Below are 21,574 nucleotides of genomic sequence, written 5' to 3'. Positions count from 1 at the left end.
AAAAAGAGAAGAAAATGAAATTGGGTTTAATTGTTTTAACATGTTTGGCTTGTACACTTTTTTCATGTAGCGATAAAAACGAAAGTCAACAATGGGTTAGTAGTGGATTTGATCGTGCCGAACAACAACTTTCCGCTCAACTGAAAGCTGTATCAGAACCAATCGTATATCCCCGAACAATACGGAAAGATGGAAAACTGAGGGCGACTCCTATAAATGATTGGACTGAAGGATTCTATCCCGGATGTCTTTGGTATATGTATGAATATACACAGAAGCAGGAATGGAAGGATGTTGCTGTCAAATGGACCGAACCTTTGGAACCGTTAAAGAAGCTGACTAATCATCATGATATCGGTTTCTTGATGTATTGTAGTTTCGGCAATGCTTATCGGTTAACGGGTAATGAGATCTACAAGGATATTTTGGTGGAGTCAGCTCGTTCATTGTGTACACGTTTCAATGAAAAGATCGGATGTATTGAGTCCTGGAACTACAGAAAAGCCTGGAATGGTAAGGATGAGTGGTTTTATCCTGTGATTATTGATAATATGATGAACTTAGAACTTTTGTATTTCGCTTCTAAAGTGACTGGTGATACCATTTTTGCACACGTGGCCAACACGCATGCAGAGACGACAGCCCGTAATCAGTTCAGGGAAGATTACAGTAATTATCATGTGGTGAATTATGACGAAGAAACAGGGCGGGTACTTCATCGGGCTACTTGCCAAGGGTTCTCTGACAATTCAACTTGGGCACGCGGCCAGGCATGGGCTATTTATGGATATACGATGGCATACCGTGAAACAAAGCGAAAGGATTTTTTGGATATGGCAGTTCGCACGGCTGACTTCTGGTTGAACCATCCCAATTTGCCGGAAGACGGTGTACCTTATTGGGATTTTAATGCCGGGCAGGAAGGGTATGTACCAGACTGGGATTATTGTCCCGAACAATTCAAGGTGGTTCCCCGTGACGCTTCGGCTGGGGCGATTGCAGCCTCGGCTTTTTTGGAATTGGCAGATTATATCCCCGATGGAGAAAAATATGCCAAGGCGGCAGAACATATCTTGAAATCGTTGTCTTCTCCAGAATATCTGGCAGAAACGGGGACAAACTGTAATTTCATCTTGAAGCATTGTGTGGGAAGCATACCTCATGGAAATGAAATAGATGTACCGTTGGTATATGCCGATTATTATTATCTGGAGGCTTTGTTGCGGTATATGAATAAATAGGATTCCTTTGGTTTCATGTTTTTCATGCACTTCCTCTATGGAATCATTATTTTTCCATTTACGATAATAATAGTAGACTGTATTCCAAGGAACGAAGTCACAAGAAAGCATGTACCATTGACAGCCGGTTTTTACCAAATAGAAAATACCATTAAAAAGAGAATGTTTTCGTTTACGGTCTCTAAATGATTTTCTATAACTTGCCACTGTTTATCAGTTAGGTCAGTACGATATCCCATTTTATTACTTTTTAAATATGATTTGGTCGTTATATTTGAAGATAAGAAATTGATAGGAGACTGCCAACTGATAGACTTTTAAATTAAATCAAAACAGTATCTAACCTTTTTAATATTATTTGATATCATGAACTATAGGAATATTTCATTATCCGGAATGGCTTGTATGTTTGGACCATTCCTTGCTTCTGCTCAACAGGCAGAGAAACCGAATGTAGTGGTAATCATGGCCGATGATATCGGTTATGGTGACTTGAGTTGTTATGGTGAGAAGACCATCCACACACCTAATGTGGAAAAGTTGGCTGATGAAGGTGTAATGTTTACAGATGCACATTCTGTGGCTGCTACCAGTACGCCTTCACGTTATTCTTTTCTGACCGGGCACTATGCTTGGAGACGTTCGGATACCGGTGTAGCTCCCGGTGATGCAGGTATGATTATCCGTCCGGAGCAGTATACAGTGGCCGATTTGTTTAAAGAGGCGGGGTATGCGACGGCGGCAGTAGGCAAATGGCATTTGGGAATAGGAGACAAGATTGGCGAACAGAATTGGAACAAGTTGATTGAACCGGGTCTGAAAGATATTGGTTTTGATTATTCGTACATTATGGCCGCAACAGGAGATCGTGTCCCCTGTGTGTGGTTGGAGAATGGCAATGTCGTTGGTCTGGATCCCAATGACCCTATTTATGTGAGCTATAAGAAACCTTTCCCCGGTGAACCTTTGGGGAAAGACCATCCGGAACTATTGACGGTGATGAAGCCCAGCCTTAATCATGGGCACAACCAAGCCATTGTCAATGGCATTTCCCGCATCGGATACATGAAAGGAGGTAAGAAAGCTTTGTGGAAGGATCAGGACATTAATGACAGTATTGTAGCACATGGGATCACTTTTATGGAACAGCATAAGGATAAACCTTTTTTCCTGTATCTGGCCACCAATGACGTTCACGTGCCTCGTGTTCCACATCCCCGGTTTGCGGATAAAAGTGGTATGGGACCTCGCGGGGATGCACTGGTAGAGTTTGACTGGACTGTGGGCCAAGTGATAGAAACCTTGGAGCGGTTAGGGATACGTGAGAATACTCTGATTATTCTAACAAGTGACAATGGACCTGTGGTGGATGATGGTTATCAAGATCAAGCGGTTGAGTTGTTGGGTGATCATCGTCCTTGGGGACCCTTCAGAGGTGGGAAATACAGTAACTTTGAGGCTGGTACCCGCGTACCTTTCATTGTCAATTGTCCGAGTCGGATAAAGAAGGGGACTTCTAAAGCGTTGGTTTCGCAGATTGATTTTCTGGGAACCATGACAGAATTCCTGGGTATGGACCTGACGAAGGAACAGATGAAAGACAGTAAGGGAGAGTTGGATGCCTGGTGTGGGAAAGACCGGAAAGGCCGTAATTATGTGGTAGAATATGCAGGGGCATTGTCCGTATCCAACGGGAAATGGAAATACATCTATTCCAATAACAAGAGTACCTATAATAAACTGACAAATACAGAGTTGGGAAATGCTCCTGTAGAACAACTGTATAACCTGAAAAAAGATAAAGGGGAGAAAAACAATGTAGCAGGGAAATATCCGGATAAGATTGCTGAGTTGAAAGCCTGTTTGGACGCTATCCGTTAAGTTGGTAGTAAATTGTTTAATTTTTGCAAGGAGTTTGTCATGAAGAAAATAGGTTTATTAATTATCTGTGTGCTGATCGTTTTATGCGGATATGCTGATGATTTTCGTTTTTCGACAGCTGGTTTTTATGAATTGCCGAATATGGGGCGTGAAGTATATTCCTTGAATCAGGCGTGGAGGTTTTGGAAGGGGGATGTAGATGGGGCGCCTTATGTGTTGGATTATGATGACACAGATTGGGAAGTAGTTTCGATTCCCCATGGTTTGGAATATTTGCCTGTTGAAGCCAGTGGTGGTGCCAATTATCAGGGAGTGGCATGGTACAGAAAGCATTTTACTCCGGCCGACAGTCTGAAAGGTAAGAAAATGTTTGTCCATTTTGAAGGTATCATGGGCAAGAGTGAAGTATATGTGAATGGTAATCTCGTGAAAAAACATTATGGAGGTTATCTGCCCGTCATATTGGAGGTAAGTGACTTGTTGAAATTCGGTGTTGACAATGTGATAGCCGTTAAGGCTGACAACAGCGATGATCCGACTTATCCGGTAGGAAAAGAGCAGAGCTTGCTGGATTTTACTTATTTTGGAGGTATTTACAGGGATTGTTGGCTGGTGGCTCATAACAATATTTTCATAACGAATGCCAATTATGAAAAAGAAGAGGCGGGAGGATTGTTTGTCTCATATGATAAGGTATCTGATGTGCGGGCAACGGTAAACTTGAAAGCCCATATCCGTAATGTTTCGGGAAACAACAGCCGTATGGCCGTCTGTTTTTCTTTGAAGACTCCTCAGGGAGAGGTTGTGAAAGAGGTTGAAAAGAATTTGACGGTTATGAACGGTAAGGCCAGGTATGTAACGGCTGCTATGACAGTGGATTCGCCTTTTTTATGGTCTCCGGAATCTCCTTATCTATATCATTTGGATATTTGTATCAAGAACGCTTCGGGACGTATTTTGGACGGGTATAGGCAGCGTATCGGCATACGGAGCATTGAATTTAAGAAAACGGAAGGATTGTGGTTGAACGGAAAACCTTATAAAGGAAAGATTATGGGAACCAACCGGCATCAGGACTTTGCTGTATTGGGTAATGCAGTCCCTAACTCGTTACAATGGAGGGATGCCAAAAAACTGCGCGATGCAGGTATGAAGGTTATCCGTACCCACTATGTGATAGACCCTGCCTTCATGGATGCCTGCGACGAATTGGGGTTGTTTGCCTTGGTCGAAACACCGGGATGGCAATTTTGGAGTGATGAGCCGGTCTTTGGTGAGCGTGTCTATTCGGACATACGCAATATGATACGTATCCACCGTAACCATGCTTCATTGTTCTTTTGGGAACCGATTCTAAATGAAACGCACTATCCGGAAACGTTTGCCAAACGTGCGTTGGAGATTTGCGAAGAAGAGTATCCGTATCCTTACAGCATAGCTGCTTGCGATCATGGAGCTGCCGGTGATCATTATTATGATTTGCTGTTGCGTCCGATAGAGTCCGAACTTCGTAGTGACAAGACCTACTTCATACGCGAATGGGGAGACAATGTTGACGACTGGAATGCCCAGAATTCCGATAGCCGTGTGGCACGTGGATGGGGAGAAGTGCCGATGCTGATGCAAGCGGAACATTATGCTAATCCTGATTATCCTTGCTTGTGTTATGAAACCATTTGTCAGAAGCCATCCCAGATAGTGGGTGCCTGTTTCTGGCACTCGTTCGACCATCAGCGAGGCTACCATGCCGATCCGTTCTATGGTGGTATTATGGATGCTTTCCGCCAACCCAAAACTTCTTATTACATGTTTATGTCACAGCGTGAAGCAGAAAGAAGTGATTTGTTGGCTGATAACGGACCGATGGTCTATATCGCTCATGAGCTGACACCTTTTTCACCAAAGGACATCACGGTTTATTCCAATTGTGAAGAAGTACGTTTGACGGTTTTTAAGGATGGTCAGCGTTACACTTACAAGAAAGATTTGAAGCATGAAGGAATGCCTTCACCGATCATTCGGTTTACTGATGTTTTCCGTTTTATGGAATGGAAAGCTAAAGCACGTGCAGGAAAACAAAATGAAGCTTATCTGTTGGCTGAAGGATTGATGAACGGTAAGGTTGTGACGACTCACAAGCGGTATCCTTCGGGACAAGCCGATCATATTAGACTACGCATTGATGATGAAGGAATGGGGTTGAAAGCCGATGGTTCGGATGTGGTAACTATAATAGCTGAGGTAGTGGATAAACGTGGTACCGTGAAACGTCTGAACAATTCCATTATCCGTTTTACAGTGGAAGGTGAAGGTCGTTTGGTGGGCGATGCGGTAGTTGGTGTGAATCCAATGCCGGTGGTATGGGGGTCTGCTCCGGTTTTGATACAATCAACCGGCTGTGCAGGAAAGATTAGGGTTACAGCAGCATTGGAGGTACCCGGACAAGTACGTCCGCTGGAGGGAGTACTGGAATTTGAAAGTGTACCGACTGGTTTGCGCCAGATTTATGATATGGATGAAATGGATGATACAGGTGAGCGGAAACAGTCAATAATACAGAATATATCCCTCAATGAATTGGAAAAGGAAAATGCACGTTTGCGGAAAGAACTAAACCGACTGAAAGTAAAAGAGGTGGAAAAACAGCAAACGCAATTTGGAGTGGGAATCAATGATTGACAATATTGGGAATAAAAATAGTATGAAAAATAAAAAGGAAAAAACTGAAAGATTGTAGTTGAATTGGTTTGATTAGTATAGTTGGAGCAACCTCAATAAGTGAGGCTGCTCTAACTAAAAATGATAATAAGGGATTACAAGTCTCCTAAAACTGTTGGATGATCAAAATGCCAGCTATAAATTATTGTTGAAGAAAATTCAAGCAGGTTTCATATATAAAGCATTTTTCTGTTTACAGTAATTTAAATTCATATCCTTCCTCTTTCAAAAACTCTATCGCGCGGGGTAGTGCGTATTGCAGGTTTCCGTTGCACCAAGACTTCAGCGAGTCATGAAAGGTAATGATAGATCCATTACGTGCATACCTCATCACATTTGCAAGCACTTGTGGCCCCCGGAGCTTCTTACTGTAATCACGGGTCACCAAATCCCACATCACTATTTTAAAATGGCGTTTCAGTTTCATGTATTGTCCTGCAAACATGTGTCCGTGAGGAGGACGGAACAATAACGGATAAAGAACCTTTTCCACATTACAGTTGATATCTCCACCCATTTCCATAAAGATTTTCGCTTGCTCTGTGTTTCCTAAATAATTTTTGGCGGTATATTCAAATCCCCGGATATGATTGAATGTGTGGTTGCCGATACGATGTCCTCGCTCCACAACCATCCGAAATTCATCGGGATGCTTACGTATATTGTCGCCTACCATGAAGAAGGTGGCTTTTATGCCATGTTTATCAAGTAAATCGAGTACCCAGGGCGTTACTTCAGGAATAGGTCCATCGTCGAAAGTCAGATAAACGGCTTTCTCGTTCGGATCCATTCTCCAGAGGGCGCTGGGATATAGCTTGCGAAAAAACTCCGGCGGTTGTTCTATAAACACGTGGTTAACAATTTTGATCCCCCTTTCCCTTTAGGGGAAGGGGGATGGTTTTACTTTATATATCAGGAGCATATTTCTCTCTTTCTCATTGGAGGCGGGAAATATCTACTGTTTTATCCGATCTACGTATAAGTTATATAATTCTTCCACTTTAGGCTCATAGATCTCCGCAAGTTTGGAATTATATTTCTTCATCATCTTCACTTCTGCATCAAGTACAGCCCAATGATATTCAAATTCGCGCGTAGAGATGGCAAAACGCTTGTCGTCCAGGCTCAGATACCAAGTGAGGTATTCCACAGCCTTATTGGCGAGAGCTTTCATCATTTCGTCGGCTTTTGCCGTATCGCCCAACTGGTAGTAGGCTTCCGCCATCTGTACGGCGCCATTCTGCCAGTCATACGCTACATTATAGGCCGGAATCATTTTCTCGGCATAGTCCAACGCGGCTTTGGCTTTTTCTTTTTTACCTTCACGCATCAATTGCTGTATAAGCTGTGAGAAGATACGGCGATGTGAGTGGCACATACGCATTGTATTTTCATCAATATAGATGCCCGGTTTATCGATACCGCCGAACTTGAACTTGTTCATCAGGTTGTCGTACATCTTTTCGCTGTCTATCTTCACTCCCGTCTTGTCCGTGTCGAACGGAGTGAAACGATAAGCCAGACCTTCCTGGATAAAGTGGTTGGCCATACCCAACTGGTTCTCGGCACCTACGGTGACCGCAATGTAGATAGGGCGTTCCCAGTTGGCTTCTGCCAGCATTTCCAGCATCATCAGTTCGCTCTTGTAGAGGGCACGTTTGGTGTTGCCATTAGGATCGGCCAGTTTGATGTGCATATAGTCGGGGATAGAATCTCCCGGTATCAACATTCCACTACGGCGTACGGCTTCTTTATCCACCTTTATCACGATACTGTCGGTGGGTATCACCTTTAAGTCCGCGTTCTTGCCGCGTACCCAGTATTTCAGGATATTCTTCAACTCGTATGGATTGTCACCGAACTCTTTCTTTACGTTTATCAAAGATTCGGGATTACCGTTCAGCGCCTGTTTTTCCGCTTCCGCATAGAGGGCATCGATACTCTTCTTGTATTCGGGACGTACAGGAACATATTCATTGGTTCCTTCCACATATTCCATACGGTCCCAGGTGATGGGCAATGAAGGAGAATGGTAAGCGGGACGTTTCATCTGGTCGATGTACCAGTCAGTCTGTAAATAGCTGAGATTGCAGGTACGTGCATCGGTACGGAAGCCTTCTGTCTCCTGATTATACCACAAGGGGAATGTATCGTTATCACCGTTGGTATAGATAATCGGGTTTCCGCTTTCCTGCAATGTTGCCAGATAGTTCTGGCCGAAATCGCGTGCCACATAGCGGTCGCTGCGGTCATGGTCGTCCCAAGTCTGGCTTGCCATCTGGATAGGTACGAAGAGACAGACTACAGATACGATGGTAGCCGCAGGCAATTCTTTCATCTTTGCGTAGTTCTGTAAAAGGCGGATGATGCCTGCCACACCCATACCGATCCAAATGGCAAAGGCATAGAACGAACCCGCATACGCATAGTCGCGTTCGCGCGGTTGGCTTGGAGTCTGGTTCAGGTAGAGCACGATGGCGATACCCGTCATGAAGAACAGGAAGAATACGACCCAGAATTGCTGGATGCCCTTAGGACCACGATAAGCCTGCCACAACAAGCCGATGATACCGAGCAGCAAAGGCAGGCAATAGAATACATTGTGACCCTTGTTGTCCTTCAGCTCCTGCGGTAATAATTCCTGGTCGCCAACCAGCCAGTTGTCAATGAATTTGATACCCGTTATCCAGTTGCCATGCTCAATTTCACCGCTTCCCTGCAAGTCATTCTGACGTCCGGCAAAGTTCCACATAAAGTAACGCCAGTACATCCAGTTGAGCTGGTAAGAGAAGAAGAATTTGATATTTTCCCACTGTGTAGGCATGTTTACCATGATCATCTGCCCGCATTTATCGTAGGGGATATCCGTTCCTTTGATGTCTTGCCAGGCATGATACTGGTTGGCGTGCGCACTGCTGTACATACGTGGGAAAAGCATGTTTTGCGCGTATTCATACTCAATGCGTCCGGGTATCTCAATATAGCTGTCCTTTTCGTCGGGAGTTGCCTTTTCCTTACGGATGAACTTCGTGCCGTTATAAGATATGCGGGGTTCGCAATAACCGTCTTTCACATCCAAAGCCACCTGTGAGGTAAATGCGGGGCCGTAGAATAACGGGCGTGTACCATATTGCTCACGACCCAAATATTCGCCCAGTGTGAAGATATCTTCGGGAGAGTTCTGGTCCATCGGCGTATTCGCGGTAGAACGGATAACGATCAGTGCGTAGGATGAATATCCGATGACAATCAGCATGGTACAGAGCAACGAAGTGTTCAGCGTGCGTGCCGACACGCGGAATTTCTCCTTGATTTTGGCCTGCGTACCCGGTCTGAGATATCCCCACAACGCGAGGATAACGATAATGCCGATTACTACGGAACTTGTTCCGTGACCGTAGAAAGGAATACCCAGCATGGCTATGGTAAGTATGAACGAAAGTGCCATGCGTGCCTTGCTCTTCTCGGTGTAACTTTCGTATACACCCCAGATGAGAGAAATGGCCAACAGAATGATGTAAACCATTACACCGCTGTTGAAGGACATTCCCAACGTGTTGACAAATAACAGTTCGAACCAACCTCCCACTTTTACAATTCCGGGAACGATACCGTAGAGCACGGCGGCAACCAGTACCATAGATGCTACCAGTGCCAGCAGAGAGCCTTTGGCGTTGGCATTAGGCACTTTTTTATAATAATATACCAGCACGATGGCGGGCAAGCAGAGCAAGTTCAGCAAATGTACGCCGATACTCAGTCCGGTGAGGTAGGCAATCAGGATGAGCCAGCGGTCGCTATGGGGTTCGTCGGCCACGTCTTCCCACTTCAAGATCAACCAGAATACGACGGCTGTGAACAGTGAGGAGAAAGCGTAAACTTCACCTTCTACCGCGCTGAACCAGAATGTGTCGCTGAAAGTATAAGCCAGCGCGCCGACCAGACCACTACCCATGATCGTGATAAGTTGGCCTTTGCTGATGTTGTTTTCGTCCGTAACAACCAGTTTACGCACCAGGTGCGTGATACTCCAGAACAGGAACAAGATACAAGCGCCACTCATCAATGCGCTCATATAGTTCACCATCTTGGCAACGGTGGTTGCATCGGATGCAAACTGTGAAAAGAGATTTGCTACGAGCATGAAGAACGGTGCGCCGGGCGGGTGGCCTACTTCCAGCTTATAGCCGGTGGTGATAAACTCCGGGCAGTCCCAAAAACTTGCAGTCGGTTCGATAGTAAGGCAATAAACCGTTGCCGCAATCAAAAATGTAATCCAACCCATCAGGTTGTTTACGGTTTTGTACTGTTTCATTCGGATGAAATACGTTATAATTTCAGTTATTCAAATTCACTTCGAGGGAGCTATAGTTCCCTCGTGACAGGTCTTTATATCCCTCACGACAGATCTTTATGTCCCTCGCGACAGATCTATAGTTCCCTCAGGAGGCATCTATAGTTTCCTCGCACGGTTGCAAAGATAATGAATAATGTACTAAATAAATGGTAATAAGGCAGATTATTAGGATAGGTTAAGGGAATTTCTCAGGTGCGGGAATATCTGCTTTTTGTTTTTATTCGCGTTTTCCGCTTTTTAGAAACCAATATTCAGAGTGTTTATCTTTTACTTGAGTTTATAACGGAAGATGATAGGATTGCCCTCTTCTTTCATATTGTCAAGGAGTTGGGCAAGCTCTGGAGATATGACTTTTGCATGAGGATTTTTACCCGCAAGAGTTCTTAGGTTTATTAAGGAAGAAGCGGGTACAATAAAGCATATAGCCTCTTCTTCTCCCGTTATCGGTGTATATTTGGGCAGAGGAAGTTTGTATTCAGAATTATATACGACATTGTATTCTGACAGTATGCTGTCTGTTTTGGACAATATGTATATATTGCCGGGTAAATTAGTCTTGAATACCAGGTTTTTTCGTGCATTGATGACATCCGTCATCAAATATACCAATCTGTTCTTGATGGCGTAATTATTCAGCTCCCTGCAATCATACACTTTATCCTTGGCCTCTTCGGGAAATGTTTCTTTTGCAAAATCAATATGATAGAGAGGATTAATCTCTTCCTGTGTTATTTTATAGATTGTCCGGTCGAACTTTCTTGTAAACATAGTCGGGGATGAACCCCTCAATTGGTGTCCTCCGATGAAACAATATGGAGCCAATTCTTTCAATGGCTCCAATATTTCAGTTCTATGGCCGTCGTGCAGAATGGTTATTGAATATTCTGCCGGATGATTATTGGCATAAGTGTCATTCTCCAAGTAAGTATAATTGTTGTCAATCACAATGGAATTGTAATAGGCGGGTAACTTTTGGCTATTGATGAAATTGCCCTGACTGTCAAATCGGAGTAGAGCCGATGGGTCTGTCAGCAGTACCAGTTCATTCTTCTTTTTATCGATGGATGCATCAATAATGGAACCATATTCCCCTTGGCCACCTCCAACTCGACGAAGCGTATATTTATGCTTGCCGTCTGTATCAAAAACAACTACTTGTTTTCTTCTTTTATCAAGAATGTATAGTGTCTGGTTCCACTCAATCACTTTGTCAACCCGGGCAATTAATGCTTCATCGCAGGTTTCTAAACAGATGGTACGCGGTGCATATAAGAAGGTGGTATCTTCTATTGATTTCCCGTTTACTTGCAAAGCTATTGTTGGCTCATTTCCGTATTGGGATGTGGTACATCCGGCTCCAAGGACTAACAGACCAGTTAATATTAAAGTCTCGATTGCGTTTTTCATTGTGGGTCTAATATCCTTGTTGCAAGATCCATGTTGAAATCATATTCACATTCTATAATGCCTGAACCATGACAAGTTGTTTCTGTACATACAATTATATTTTCTATAATTTTTTCTCCATCAGGACTTATTGTATAAGATGGGTCTGAATCGTATGTGTTAATAACCTTTTGGGCAGAACCATTTTCATAGTCGTATTCTTTTTCACCTAGCGCTTCAATATTGGCTAACATGATATTACTTAACTCTTGCTTTTTCATTCCTATGGAAAAGTATACACTACAGAAAACTACACCTACAAATAGTAAGGTAAAAAAGCTAATAATTTTTTTGTTTTTCATTGTTACTATATATTTAAGATTAATATTATCTGTAAAGATATGGAAAAAGTCTGTGTTTTGAAATATTATCCAGTCAATTATGATATTTGGCAACTTGCTTTCATAGAATATAAGCAAAAAAGTCTTGTTTTTGCTCACGTTTTTTGGCTTTAAAAGCTATTCTGTCCTTTTGTTGAATAGATTCTTTATATCCAGTAAAATAAATATCCCAGTGAAAGATAATATGATAGAAACAGAGCCAATCTGTGGATGCGATAGAACAAGGCAGATTATATATCTATATATAATTTCATAGGAGATTTGATATAAAAGCATCAGTTTTTGCATATAAAGAGGAAGTGTATGAATAAAAAAAGCCCTACTTTTGCTTCTGTGAATAGATGAATATACAATGAAAAGCAAAGTATTGACCTTAATTCTTTTGGTTTGCGCCGCATCCTTGTCGGCGAAGGTAAAGTTGCCGGCACTGATTGGTGACAATATGATGTTGCAACAGCAGACGGAGGTGAGACTCTGGGGAGAAGCTACTCCCGGGGCAGAAGTAAAAGTCACGCCGTCATGGGACGGAAAGGCCGCCACCTGCCGTGTGGACGGAAGCGGGAAGTGGATGCTGAAACTGAAGACACCTGCCGGGGGATATACTCCCTATGAAATTACATTTGAAGAAGGACGGACGGAAGAGCCTTCCGCAAAACAAGACAATTCTTTTTCGAAAAATAAAAAGCTTTCGGTGAAGAAGAAGCAGTTTTCCGCAAAGCGGGAACAGCCCGAAAGTGAAACGGTCGTTCTGAAGAATATCCTGATCGGTGAGGTGTGGCTGGCGAGCGGACAGAGCAACATGCAGATGCCGTTGAAAGGTTTTGCGGGGTGTTGTGTGAAAAACGGGTTGGATGATGCCATTGCTGCCGCAGACATGAAAGGTGTGCGTATGTTTAATGTGCCTATGCGCCAAAGTTATACCGTTCAGGAGACTTGTGGAGGTAGCTGGATGACGACGCAGAACTTTACGGACGTGATGGAGTTCAGTGCCACCGCTTTTTACTTTGCCGCTAATCTGAGCCGGGCGATGCATCTGCCGGTGGGTATCGTCAATTGTTCGTATGGGGGTACCCGGGTAGAGAGTTGGTTGCCGCGCGATATCCTTCGCAATTATTCCGATATAGATATCGACAGTGCGGCAATCAGCCGTATCCAACCTGATTATGAACGCCCTATGTTGACTTATAATGCCATGTTCAATCCTGTCAAAAACTATACGGTGAAGGGAATTATCTGGTATCAAGGGTGCTCTAACGTGGGACGGCACAGGACATACGCACAGCGGCTTTCTGAAATGGTGGCGCACTGGCGGGAGGAGATGCAACTGGGCGAGATACCTTTTTACTTCGTTGAAATTGCTCCATACGATTACGATAGCGGTGATGCGGCGAACGGTGCCCGCTTGCGTGAAGCGCAGTTCCGTGCCCAAAGGCTAATTCCGAACAGTGCCATGATTTCTACCAATAACTTGGTGGAGCCTTACGAACGGTATAATATCCATCCGGGCAACAAGAAAGGGGTGGGGCATCGCCTCAGCTATCTGGCGTTGAACCAGACGTATGGCATGAAGCAGGTATGTTGCTTCGGCCCGCAATATAAATCGTGGACGGTAAAGAAGAACGAGGCCTGGATAGTTCTTGACCATTTGGATATGGGCATTTGCCGTAACTATGATATCCGTGGTTTCGAGGTGGCGGGCGAAGACCGGGTATTTTATCCTGCCGACAAGGTGTGGTTACATTGGCAGACCAACGAAGTGGTGGTCTCTTCGGAGAAAGTAACTGTTCCGGTAGCCGTACGCTATTGTTTCCGCGATTTCCAGCCGGGTACACTGATTGGGGGAAACGAGTTGCCGTTGGTTCCTTTCCGTACAGACAACTGGTAATGGGGCGGGAATTCGAGATTTAGTGATGATGATGCTCTCCTAATATCCTATGTGGCAATGTGCCGTGTCCCAGCAGTTCGATGGGGCAGTTGAAGTTACGTTCCAGCCATTCTCCGGAGATACCGGTGTCGGGATGATAATCCAGCGTCTCGTTGACACAGGCAATGGATTTTACTTGTTGTAGCACTGTACCGATGTCATGGCTGACGAGGATAATGGCGCAATCTTTGTTGATTTCTGCCAGTAGTTGGTACAGGCGGGCTTCAAAACGTTTGTCTATATATGTGCTCGGTTCATCGAGGATGACAACTTGCGGGTCGGAGATAATGGCACGACCCAAAAGAGCACGTTGCAATTGCCCTCCACTCAGGGCACCGATGGCGCGTTCTTCGAAACCTTCCAATCCCATGCGGGCGATTACTTGACGGGCTTTCTCCCTATGCTCGGTAGTGAAACGGGATATGAGGGACTTTTTGCTGCTTAGCCCGGATAATATAACTTCCTCGACAGTGATGGGAAATTTACGGTCAATACTATTATATTGAGGAAGATAACCCATGGTGGTTTGAGAACTGGAATTTGAAGACCGAGAGCTTGCGGCATGATAGATAATCTCGCCTGTAATGGGTCTCAGTAATCCGAGGATACATTTGATGAGAGTGGTTTTGCCGCCACCGTTAGGACCGATAATGCCCAGAAAATCACGGTCATAAACAGTCAGGTTTACATTGCGGAGCACGGTGCGTCCGTCATAGCCGGCACTGAGGTCTTTTATTTCAATGATAGGAGTCATATAGGAGGAGATTATTCAACGTTTGTCAAAGCTCGGGCTGTATTCAGCATTTCCGTTTCCCAATCGTATGCAAGGGGATTGATATCAACCACTTTAGTTCCGGTTTGTTTGGCGATGATTTCCGCATTACGGCGGTCAAACTCCGGTTGTACGAAGATAACGCGCACCTTTTCGTTCTTGCAAGTATTCATTAATGCTTTCAGATGGGCGGGCGACGGTTCTTTACCTCCTGCTTCGATGGGAATTTGGTGCAAGCCGTAGTCACGGGCGAAGTACGAAAGTGCGGGATGATAAATCATGAAAGCGTGGTCTGAACCGGGTGTTGCCAGTGTCTGTCTGATGAGACTGTCTGTCTGCTCTATTTGTTGGCAGAGTGCTTTATAGCGTCCCACATAAATACTATCGTTCGTCTTGTCCAAAGAACACAATGCCTTTAATATGTTCCCGGCAATAATCTGGGCATTTACAGTAGAGTTCCAGATATGAGGTTCTACTCCACCGGCGTGGTGATGGCCTTCATCCGCTCCGTTTTCCTGATGATGAGAATGGGCGTCGTCGTAAATGAGGCCTATGCCTTCGGACATATCGAAGAATTGCAGATGAGGCGCATTATCGGTCAGTTTGTCTGTCCAGGTCTGTTCAAAACCGATATAACCGATACGGAAATAGGCCTTACTTTGGGCAAGGTCGATGAGTTGCTGGGGAGTAGGGTCGTATGTTTCGGGACTCATGCCTTTGGGTACCATGCTGACAACCGAGAATTGGTTGCCGGCTATTGCTTCGGTGAGATAACGCAGTGGTTCGATGGTGACGGTAATAATCGGTTTCCCGTTTTTACTGTCGTTATTCTTGTTGTTTCCCGTTTTGCAGGAAACTGCCAGTAAACCTATCAGGAGTAGAAAGTATAATTTCTTCATTATATTTGTATTTTGTATATTCTTCATTTTTCATTCTTTTCTATATCTGTCGTTTTGGTGGCACGCAGTATTTCCCGTTTACCACCCGGAGGGCCTGGGAGTCGTTCCACCTTAAAACCGATACTTTGTAATAAGCGCCGGATGACACCTTTGGCGCAATAGGTGGTAAGAATTCCATTCTGGTTCATGCAGGCGTATATTTTCCGGAAAAGTTCTTCGCTCCACATTTCCGGTTGCTTTTCGGGGGCGAAAGCATCGAAGTAAACAACGTCGAAAAAACGATTAGTGATGAATGATGAATGATAAGCCGCCGGTGATACGTTATTTGTAACCGATGACTTATCGCTGATCACTGTATTCGCGTCTTCTTGTACTTTCCGTAACGTGAAGTAAGGAGTAATGTTCACATCTTCTTCCCATGGTGCGGTATGCAATGTCTTGAACAAGGGGTTTTCACTGTATTTCAGGATCTCTACTTCTTCCCAGGAAAGCGGGTATAGCTCGATGCCGGTATAGTGGATGTGTCGTTTTTCCTTTTCGGCTGTTTCCAGTGTGAGCAGGGCGTTCAGTCCCGTTCCGAAGCCGATTTCGAGGATATACGGTCGAAGGACAGAAGAGGTTTCCAACCCCATATCGATAAAGATATGTTGTGATTCGGTATGTGCTCCCTTTACCGAATGGTAATGTTCATTCAGTTCCGGTACAAACAGGGTTGCACTCCCGTCTTCGGTCTGTTCAATGATTCGTTGCATCAGATAATTCCTTAACTTCTTTTTTTGCCCTTAACCTTTTTTTGTCCACCTTTTTTTCATATCACTACTGATATTATCCCTTGTAACACCAGTAACATCAGGACATATCGTATTAGTTTTCCTGTAAACATTGAGGTGATGGTCAGCCAGATATTACTACGCATAAATCCTAATGCAATGGCAATAACTTCTCCTACAAAAGGCAGGAAAGCGAAGAAGGCCATCAACGCTCCTTTTCCTTGTAGGAACTGCTGCATCTTTTCCACTTTTTCTTTTTTGACTTTGAAATATTTCTCTATCCAATCTACTTTGCCTAAACGTCCCATATAATAGCAGGTCATGCCGCCTACCGTATTACCCAGAGTGGCGGCAATTACGCAAAGAACCGGACTCAATCCTACCTTGACCAACGCAATCATCACCAATTCCGAGCTGAATGGAATAATACTGCCTGCCAACAAGGCAGAGATGAATAGTCCGATGTATCCCCAGTCAATCAATAATTGTATCAAAGTGTCTACAAAAGTGTCCATACATTAAATCCAAATAAAATGAATAATCCTGTAAACATTAAAATAAAAAAGAGATTGGAACTCCGGCTATTCGTTAATACAAATAAATGCCCTGTCAGGATACTGATACCGATTAAGAGTAGGGGCAACAGGCTGGTACTTAATGCCGGTTGCAGACCGATGTAAACAAAGGTGCAGAAGCTCAGGAATATCAGGAAGTGCAGGTAGCTGCGTGTACGTATTTTATCCTCATATCCGGCTGCCAGACAATGTCCCGAACTGACTATAAACAGCAGTAGCAGGTAGCCGATAGTTACCGCTTCCCAAGGCTGGAAAACGAAACGGATAGGTTGGAAGGTAACCAGTTCCCGGAAAGGTTGGCAGAACAACTCCATCTGTCCATAGAAATAGGCATACCCCAGCAGAAACCAGTAAGGCACACTCCAACCAATCAGTGAAGCAAAAAAACTTTTGGGGTGAAGTGACTGAAAACTATATGAGCCTAACCAGAAAACAGGAATGAAGAACATCAGTTGGGGAAATATCAGGCTTCCTATCCCGATGAACAAAGATGAATTGAACAGAGTACCGGTAGGTTTCGTTTGTTGATAGCTCTTGAACAGAAAATAGATAGCAACCAGAAAAGCAACGGTAGCTATATCACCCGGATGTAGTATATGTAAATTAGGACAAACAGCTATCAATAGGAAATATATGCCGGTTTGTACTGATGCCCGCATACGTATGATGGCATATGCATTATTCAGTCCAATCAGAAAATATCCGATGATACAGTATAGGATGAAACATAAGATGCGGCTGGCCCATGCCGGGATACAGAAGTCACAGAGCATGTTCCATAATGGATAGTTGTTTGGACGAACTTCCATATCAGGCAATAAGATAGCGCTCAGTATCCAGCAGGTCACTGATATCAGGATAGCGGCAGGAAGTGTGAAACGTCCTGCCGTCACCCGGTTCTGAAATCTTCTGCTTCTTAACATTTATGATTTAATGATGTACATTTGTTCTATAGGTCGAACCCGATATCCCGACGGAAGTATTTCTTTTCGAAATCGAGCATGTCGGCTACCTTATAGCTTTTCTTCAATGCCTCTTCTTTGGTGTCTCCATAGGAACACACTGCAATGACGCGTCCACCGTTGGTTACTATTTGCCCGTCTTTCAGAGCTGTTCCGGCATGGAAAAGGATGCTGTCTGTATCTTGTGCCTGTTCAAAGCCGGTGATGACTTTACCTTTTTCGTAGGCTTCGGGATATCCGCCGCTTACCAACATGACACAAGCTGCCGTGCGTGGGTCGAGTACCAATTCTTTGGTATTGAGATTTACCTTATGGACACCTTCAAAAAGATCCATGATGTCGCTTTGAATTCGCAGCATGACGCTTTCTGTTTCTGGATCACCCATGCGTACGTTATATTCGATGACCATCGGTTCGCCTTGTACATTAATCAGACCGAGGAAGATGAAACCTTTATAAAGGATATTCTCTTCACGCAATCCGTTGATAGTCGGCTCAATGATGCGGACACGTACTTTCTCCATGAATTCATCATTGGCAAAAGGTACGGGTGTAACACTGCCCATACCACCTGTGTTGAGGCCTTTGTCGCCTTCACCGATACGTTTATAGTCTTTGGCAACCGGAAGAACCTTGTAGTGTTGGCTGTCTGTCAGTACGAATACGGAGCATTCGATACCGCTAAGGAATTCTTCAATGACAACTGTGGCGCTGGCATCGCCGAACATACCACCCAACATTTCTTTCAGTTCCTTTTTGGCTTCTTCCAGAGAAGGCAAAATCAGTACTCCCTTGCCGGCACATAAGCCATCTGCTTTCAGTACGTATGGGGCGGAAAGGCTTTCGAGGAAAGCGAGTCCTTCATCCAGGTTTTCTGAGGTAACACTTTTATAGCGGGCGGTAGGTATCTGGTGGCGTTCCATAAATCCTTTGGCAAATTCCTTGCTGCCTTCCAGTTGGGCTCCTTTTGCCGAAGGGCCTATAACGGCAATATGGCGGGTGGCATCATCTTCCTTGAAACTATCGAAGATGCCTTGCACCAACGGATCTTCCGGACCTACGACAATCATGCCGATATTCTGTTCAAGAGCGAAAGTCTTGAGTGCGGGAAAGTCTGTCGCTTTGATATTCACATTTTCGCCTACAGTGTCCGTACCGGCATTGCCGGGAGCGATGTACAGCTTTTCAACTTTCGGGCTTTGAGCAATTTTCCATACCAAAGCGTGTTCGCGGCCGCCTGAGCCTAATAATAATACTTTCATATCTTCTTTTTTAATTTATTATTCCTGTATGATTAGATAACTTATTGTTTGTTTTACAGATAGTCTTCAAAATATCTTGTTATCTTTTCGTGGAGATGCACACGGTCACGTCCCTTCACATTATGTTTGTGCGTAGGGTAAATGAACAAGTCAGGGTAGGTACGTGCATCTACGCAAGCTTTCATGAATGAAAGGGTATGTTGCGGTACGCAAGTATCGTCATGGTCGTCATGGATGATGAGCAGATGGCCTTTCAGATTACCGGCAAGATTATTTAAATTGCATTGTTTGTAGCCCTTCGGGTTGGATTGCGGAGTATCCATATAACGCTCGCCATACATTACCTCGTAGTATCCCCAGTCAATAACCGGCCCTCCGGCAACACCTACCTTAAAAATTTCGGGATAACGCAGCATCAGTGCCGTTGTCATGTGTCCACCGAAACTCCAGCCATGTACACCGATACGATTTCCGTCTATGTAAGGCTGGCTTTTCAGGAATTCTACTCCCTTCACCTGGTCTTTGCCTTCTTCGATGCCGAGTTGGCGGAAAGTGGCGTTCTCAAATTCCAGTCCGCGGTTGCTGCTTCCACGATTGTCGAGAGTGAACATGATATAACCTTTATTGGCCATATAGATATCCCAACCACGCGCGGCGTTCATCCAGCCACTGTTTATCATTTGGGCATGCGGACCGCCGTACACGTAGATAATGGCAGGGTATTTCTTGCTCGGGTCAAAGTCGGCAGGCTTGATAAGGCGATAATAGAGGTTGGTTACACCATCGGCAGCTTTGATGGTACCTGTTTCGATACTTGGCATAGTGAAACCTTCGAAGGGGTTTTGGGCTCTTAACAGGTTGATACTTTTAAAGGTCTTGGTATCGATGATATCGATATTGCGAGGTACGGTGGGTGAAGAATAACGGTCGATGATATAAGCACCGGATGCGCTAAGCAGTCCGGTGTGCATGCCTTCGGTGGTAGTGTTGATACTGAAAGGTAGACTGCGTTTTCCACTGTTTACGTTTACGGCGAAATTAGCGCTCCCCAAAGCGTCGATGGCATTGAAGACGACTTCTTTCCGTTGAGTGTTGAATCCTAAGAGGTCATTTACTAACCATTTACCTTCGGTCAGTTGCTTGATAAGCTTGCCGTTGGTGTCGTAGAGGTAGAGATGGTTGAAACCGTCGCGTTGGCTTTGGTAGATGAACTTGTTGCTGTCCCACGGTAAAAATACAATGGGATGTTGGGGTTCAACGTACTTAGGGTGCGTTTCTTCGAAAAGGGTGGCCATTAATTCGCCTGTTTCTGCACTGTACTGGCAAAGACGGGCATGGTTCTGGTCGCGGTTCAGTTCGATGAGATAAAGACTACGTGCATCCGGAGCCCAACTGAGATTGGTGAAATAACGGTCGGTAGGATCGCCTGCATTCAGGTAGATGGTTTTCTGCGTTTCGGGGTTGTAGATACCTACGGTCACCTTGTGGCTCGTCATGCCCGCCATGGGATAGCGGACGTTGTTCAGTTTGCCCACCCGCGTGGTGATGTCTACCAGTGGATATCGGGTCACAGAGCTTTCGTCCATGCGGTAGAAAGCGAGCAAGTTACCTGCCGGACTCCAGTAAGTACCCTTGCTGATACCAAATTCGTTGCGGTGTACGCTTTGACCGCATACGATGCCGTCGGGTTCGTTGGTGACGGCTATACCGTTTACGAAAAGATTGTTCTGGATGGTATAAGCCACGTTACCGCTTGTGGTGTGATAATCTCTGTTGATACCTTTTTTAGGGACTTCCCGTTTACTGGTGATTTTATCGGCTTTCCAGTCGTAGACGACATAACTTCCGGGCAGGTTAATGAGTACTTGGGAAGTATTGGCCCAAGGGAGGCTTACTTGGCGCAGGTGGCTCAGTTTACCGAGTTTTCCTCGTTCCAGTATCCGGTTGATTTTCTCGCGTGTTACAAGCAGAGTCTCTTTTCCGTTTCTGGGGTTCACTGCCAGTAGAGAGTCGATACCGGGCTTGATACATGTGTCTCCCCACCATTGCAGACCGTACAGGTCTTCTATAATGCGATAGGTTTCTCCACCAGGAATAAGATCTTCCAGCGTTGGTTTATTCGGTTCTTGTGCCATAGCGTTTGTTATAAGGAGGGTAGGTAATGCTAATAGTACTGTTCCCATCCATTTACTGATTACCTTCATATCTATAATCTTTTATAATTCGTTCTCTTTCGACACGTATTTTTCAAGATGTTCAATTCTTTTCTTCAACTCTTTCGGTTCTTCTCTCGGAATATAGGCAAGGGGCATTAACGTATGTGGACAACGACGTGTATGATGTTGATATTGGTTTCAATGGCTCGTGGATTGCGCAAGATATTAGATTGTTTGCCAACCATTTAACCTCAAAGAAACTTTATTCAA

Annotated in this window: 15 protein-coding genes and 1 pseudogene; 4 read left to right on the top strand and 12 right to left on the bottom strand. The window is 44.6% G+C overall.

The window, feature by feature from the left end:
- Positions 1-14 precede the first annotated feature (14 nt).
- On the top strand, positions 15-1,241 hold the full coding sequence (locus tag DXC10_RS01475) for a glycoside hydrolase family 88 protein (RefSeq protein ID WP_101541974.1): 1,227 nt from the start codon (positions 15-17) through the stop codon (positions 1,239-1,241).
- 84 nt (positions 1,242-1,325) lie between these two features.
- On the opposite strand, the pseudogene DXC10_RS16670 reads toward DXC10_RS01475, so the two are convergent.
- A pseudogene (locus DXC10_RS16670) lies at positions 1,326-1,448 on the bottom strand (IS5/IS1182 family transposase); the annotation flags it as partial.
- 189 nt (positions 1,449-1,637) lie between these two features.
- Between DXC10_RS16670 and DXC10_RS01465 the strand changes: the two are divergent.
- Both DXC10_RS01465 and DXC10_RS01460 read left to right on the top strand, forming a co-directional pair.
- Positions 1,638-3,122, top strand: a complete 1,485-nt coding sequence (locus tag DXC10_RS01465; protein ID WP_233519863.1) for an arylsulfatase — start codon at positions 1,638-1,640, stop codon at positions 3,120-3,122.
- A gap of 39 nt (positions 3,123-3,161) precedes the next feature.
- Positions 3,162-5,801: a sugar-binding domain-containing protein gene (locus DXC10_RS01460; RefSeq protein WP_117737222.1), complete on the top strand. Its 2,640-nt coding sequence runs from the start codon at positions 3,162-3,164 to the stop codon at positions 5,799-5,801.
- Between the two features lie 232 nt (positions 5,802-6,033).
- On the opposite strand, the gene DXC10_RS01455 is transcribed toward DXC10_RS01460, so the two are convergent.
- From DXC10_RS01455 to DXC10_RS01440, 4 genes are all read right to left on the bottom strand, one after another.
- Complete coding sequence (locus DXC10_RS01455; RefSeq protein WP_101541971.1) at positions 6,034-6,690, bottom strand: polysaccharide deacetylase family protein; 657 nt, start codon at positions 6,688-6,690, stop codon at positions 6,034-6,036.
- A 105-nt stretch (positions 6,691-6,795) separates the two neighbouring features.
- Positions 6,796-10,155, bottom strand: coding sequence for a DUF2723 domain-containing protein (locus DXC10_RS01450; RefSeq protein ID WP_101541970.1), 3,360 nt, complete (start codon positions 10,153-10,155; stop codon positions 6,796-6,798).
- 309 nt (positions 10,156-10,464) lie between these two features.
- Positions 10,465-11,604 carry a 6-bladed beta-propeller gene (locus DXC10_RS01445; protein WP_117737221.1) on the bottom strand — a complete coding sequence of 380 codons (1,140 nt, stop codon included), beginning with the start codon at positions 11,602-11,604 and terminating at the stop codon, positions 10,465-10,467.
- Complete coding sequence (locus tag DXC10_RS01440; protein ID WP_101541968.1) at positions 11,601-11,945, bottom strand: NVEALA domain-containing protein; 345 nt, start codon at positions 11,943-11,945, stop codon at positions 11,601-11,603. Before DXC10_RS01440 ends, DXC10_RS01445 begins: the two co-directional genes overlap by 4 nt.
- A gap of 391 nt (positions 11,946-12,336) precedes the next feature.
- On the opposite strand from DXC10_RS01440, the gene DXC10_RS01435 reads away from it, so the two are divergent.
- Complete coding sequence (locus DXC10_RS01435) at positions 12,337-13,869, top strand: sialate O-acetylesterase (protein WP_101541967.1); 1,533 nt, start codon at positions 12,337-12,339, stop codon at positions 13,867-13,869.
- A 19-nt stretch (positions 13,870-13,888) separates the two neighbouring features.
- Here DXC10_RS01435 and DXC10_RS01430 read toward each other — a convergent pair whose 3' ends face one another.
- From DXC10_RS01430 to DXC10_RS01400, 7 genes are read right to left on the bottom strand one after another with little or no spacing between them, the layout of a single operon-like run.
- Positions 13,889-14,662 (bottom strand): metal ABC transporter ATP-binding protein, encoded by a 774-nt coding sequence (locus DXC10_RS01430; protein WP_101541966.1) that lies wholly within the window; start codon positions 14,660-14,662, stop codon positions 13,889-13,891.
- Positions 14,663-14,673: 11 nt separating this feature from the next.
- Positions 14,674-15,579 carry a metal ABC transporter solute-binding protein, Zn/Mn family gene (locus DXC10_RS01425; RefSeq protein WP_117737353.1) on the bottom strand — a complete coding sequence of 302 codons (906 nt, stop codon included), beginning with the start codon at positions 15,577-15,579 and terminating at the stop codon, positions 14,674-14,676.
- A gap of 23 nt (positions 15,580-15,602) precedes the next feature.
- Complete coding sequence (mnmD, locus tag DXC10_RS01420; protein ID WP_117737220.1) at positions 15,603-16,331, bottom strand: tRNA (5-methylaminomethyl-2-thiouridine)(34)-methyltransferase MnmD; 729 nt, start codon at positions 16,329-16,331, stop codon at positions 15,603-15,605.
- A 56-nt stretch (positions 16,332-16,387) separates the two neighbouring features.
- The gene (locus DXC10_RS01415; RefSeq protein ID WP_117737219.1) at positions 16,388-16,864 is read right to left on the bottom strand and encodes a YqaA family protein; all 477 of its coding nucleotides are present in this window, start codon (positions 16,862-16,864) and stop codon (positions 16,388-16,390) included.
- Complete coding sequence (locus DXC10_RS01410) at positions 16,849-17,847, bottom strand: hypothetical protein (protein WP_117737218.1); 999 nt, start codon at positions 17,845-17,847, stop codon at positions 16,849-16,851. Before DXC10_RS01410 ends, DXC10_RS01415 begins: the two co-directional genes overlap by 16 nt.
- Positions 17,848-17,873: 26 nt before the next feature.
- Complete coding sequence (purD, locus tag DXC10_RS01405) at positions 17,874-19,148, bottom strand: phosphoribosylamine--glycine ligase (RefSeq protein ID WP_117737217.1); 1,275 nt, start codon at positions 19,146-19,148, stop codon at positions 17,874-17,876.
- A gap of 53 nt (positions 19,149-19,201) precedes the next feature.
- Positions 19,202-21,352, bottom strand: coding sequence for a DPP IV N-terminal domain-containing protein (locus DXC10_RS01400; protein ID WP_117737216.1), 2,151 nt, complete (start codon positions 21,350-21,352; stop codon positions 19,202-19,204).
- Between the last annotated feature and the right edge of the window lie 222 nt (positions 21,353-21,574).

This window comes from Bacteroides sp. OM08-11, from assembly GCF_003438665.1.
GTDB classification, from domain to species: Bacteria; Bacteroidota; Bacteroidia; order Bacteroidales; family Bacteroidaceae; genus Bacteroides; species Bacteroides cutis.
The sequence above is the reverse complement of the archived record's forward strand: the minus strand, read 5'-3'. Positions and strand labels throughout refer to the sequence as shown.

Bases quoted from the DNA above. Each gene is read 5' to 3' on its own strand.
- DXC10_RS01475 (WP_101541974.1), top strand. From the start codon at position 15: ATGAAATTGGGTTTAATTGTTTTAACATGTTTGGCTTGTACACTTTTT.
- DXC10_RS01465 (WP_233519863.1), top strand. From the start codon at position 1,638: ATGGCTTGTATGTTTGGACCATTCCTTGCTTCTGCTCAACAGGCAGAG.
- DXC10_RS01460 (WP_117737222.1), top strand. From the start codon at position 3,162: ATGAAGAAAATAGGTTTATTAATTATCTGTGTGCTGATCGTTTTATGC.
- DXC10_RS01450 (WP_101541970.1), bottom strand. From the start codon at position 10,155: ATGAAACAGTACAAAACCGTAAACAACCTGATGGGTTGGATTACATTT.
- DXC10_RS01445 (WP_117737221.1), bottom strand. From the start codon at position 11,604: ATGAAAAACGCAATCGAGACTTTAATATTAACTGGTCTGTTAGTCCTT.
- DXC10_RS01440 (WP_101541968.1), bottom strand. From the start codon at position 11,945: ATGAAAAACAAAAAAATTATTAGCTTTTTTACCTTACTATTTGTAGGT.
- DXC10_RS01435 (WP_101541967.1), top strand. From the start codon at position 12,337: ATGAAAAGCAAAGTATTGACCTTAATTCTTTTGGTTTGCGCCGCATCC.
- DXC10_RS01430 (WP_101541966.1), bottom strand. From the start codon at position 14,662: ATGACTCCTATCATTGAAATAAAAGACCTCAGTGCCGGCTATGACGGA.
- DXC10_RS01425 (WP_117737353.1), bottom strand. From the start codon at position 15,579: ATGAAGAAATTATACTTTCTACTCCTGATAGGTTTACTGGCAGTTTCC.
- mnmD (WP_117737220.1), bottom strand. From the start codon at position 16,331: ATGCAACGAATCATTGAACAGACCGAAGACGGGAGTGCAACCCTGTTT.
- DXC10_RS01415 (WP_117737219.1), bottom strand. From the start codon at position 16,864: ATGGACACTTTTGTAGACACTTTGATACAATTATTGATTGACTGGGGA.
- DXC10_RS01410 (WP_117737218.1), bottom strand. From the start codon at position 17,847: ATGTTAAGAAGCAGAAGATTTCAGAACCGGGTGACGGCAGGACGTTTC.
- purD (WP_117737217.1), bottom strand. From the start codon at position 19,148: ATGAAAGTATTATTATTAGGCTCAGGCGGCCGCGAACACGCTTTGGTA.
- DXC10_RS01400 (WP_117737216.1), bottom strand. From the start codon at position 21,352: ATGAAGGTAATCAGTAAATGGATGGGAACAGTACTATTAGCATTACCT.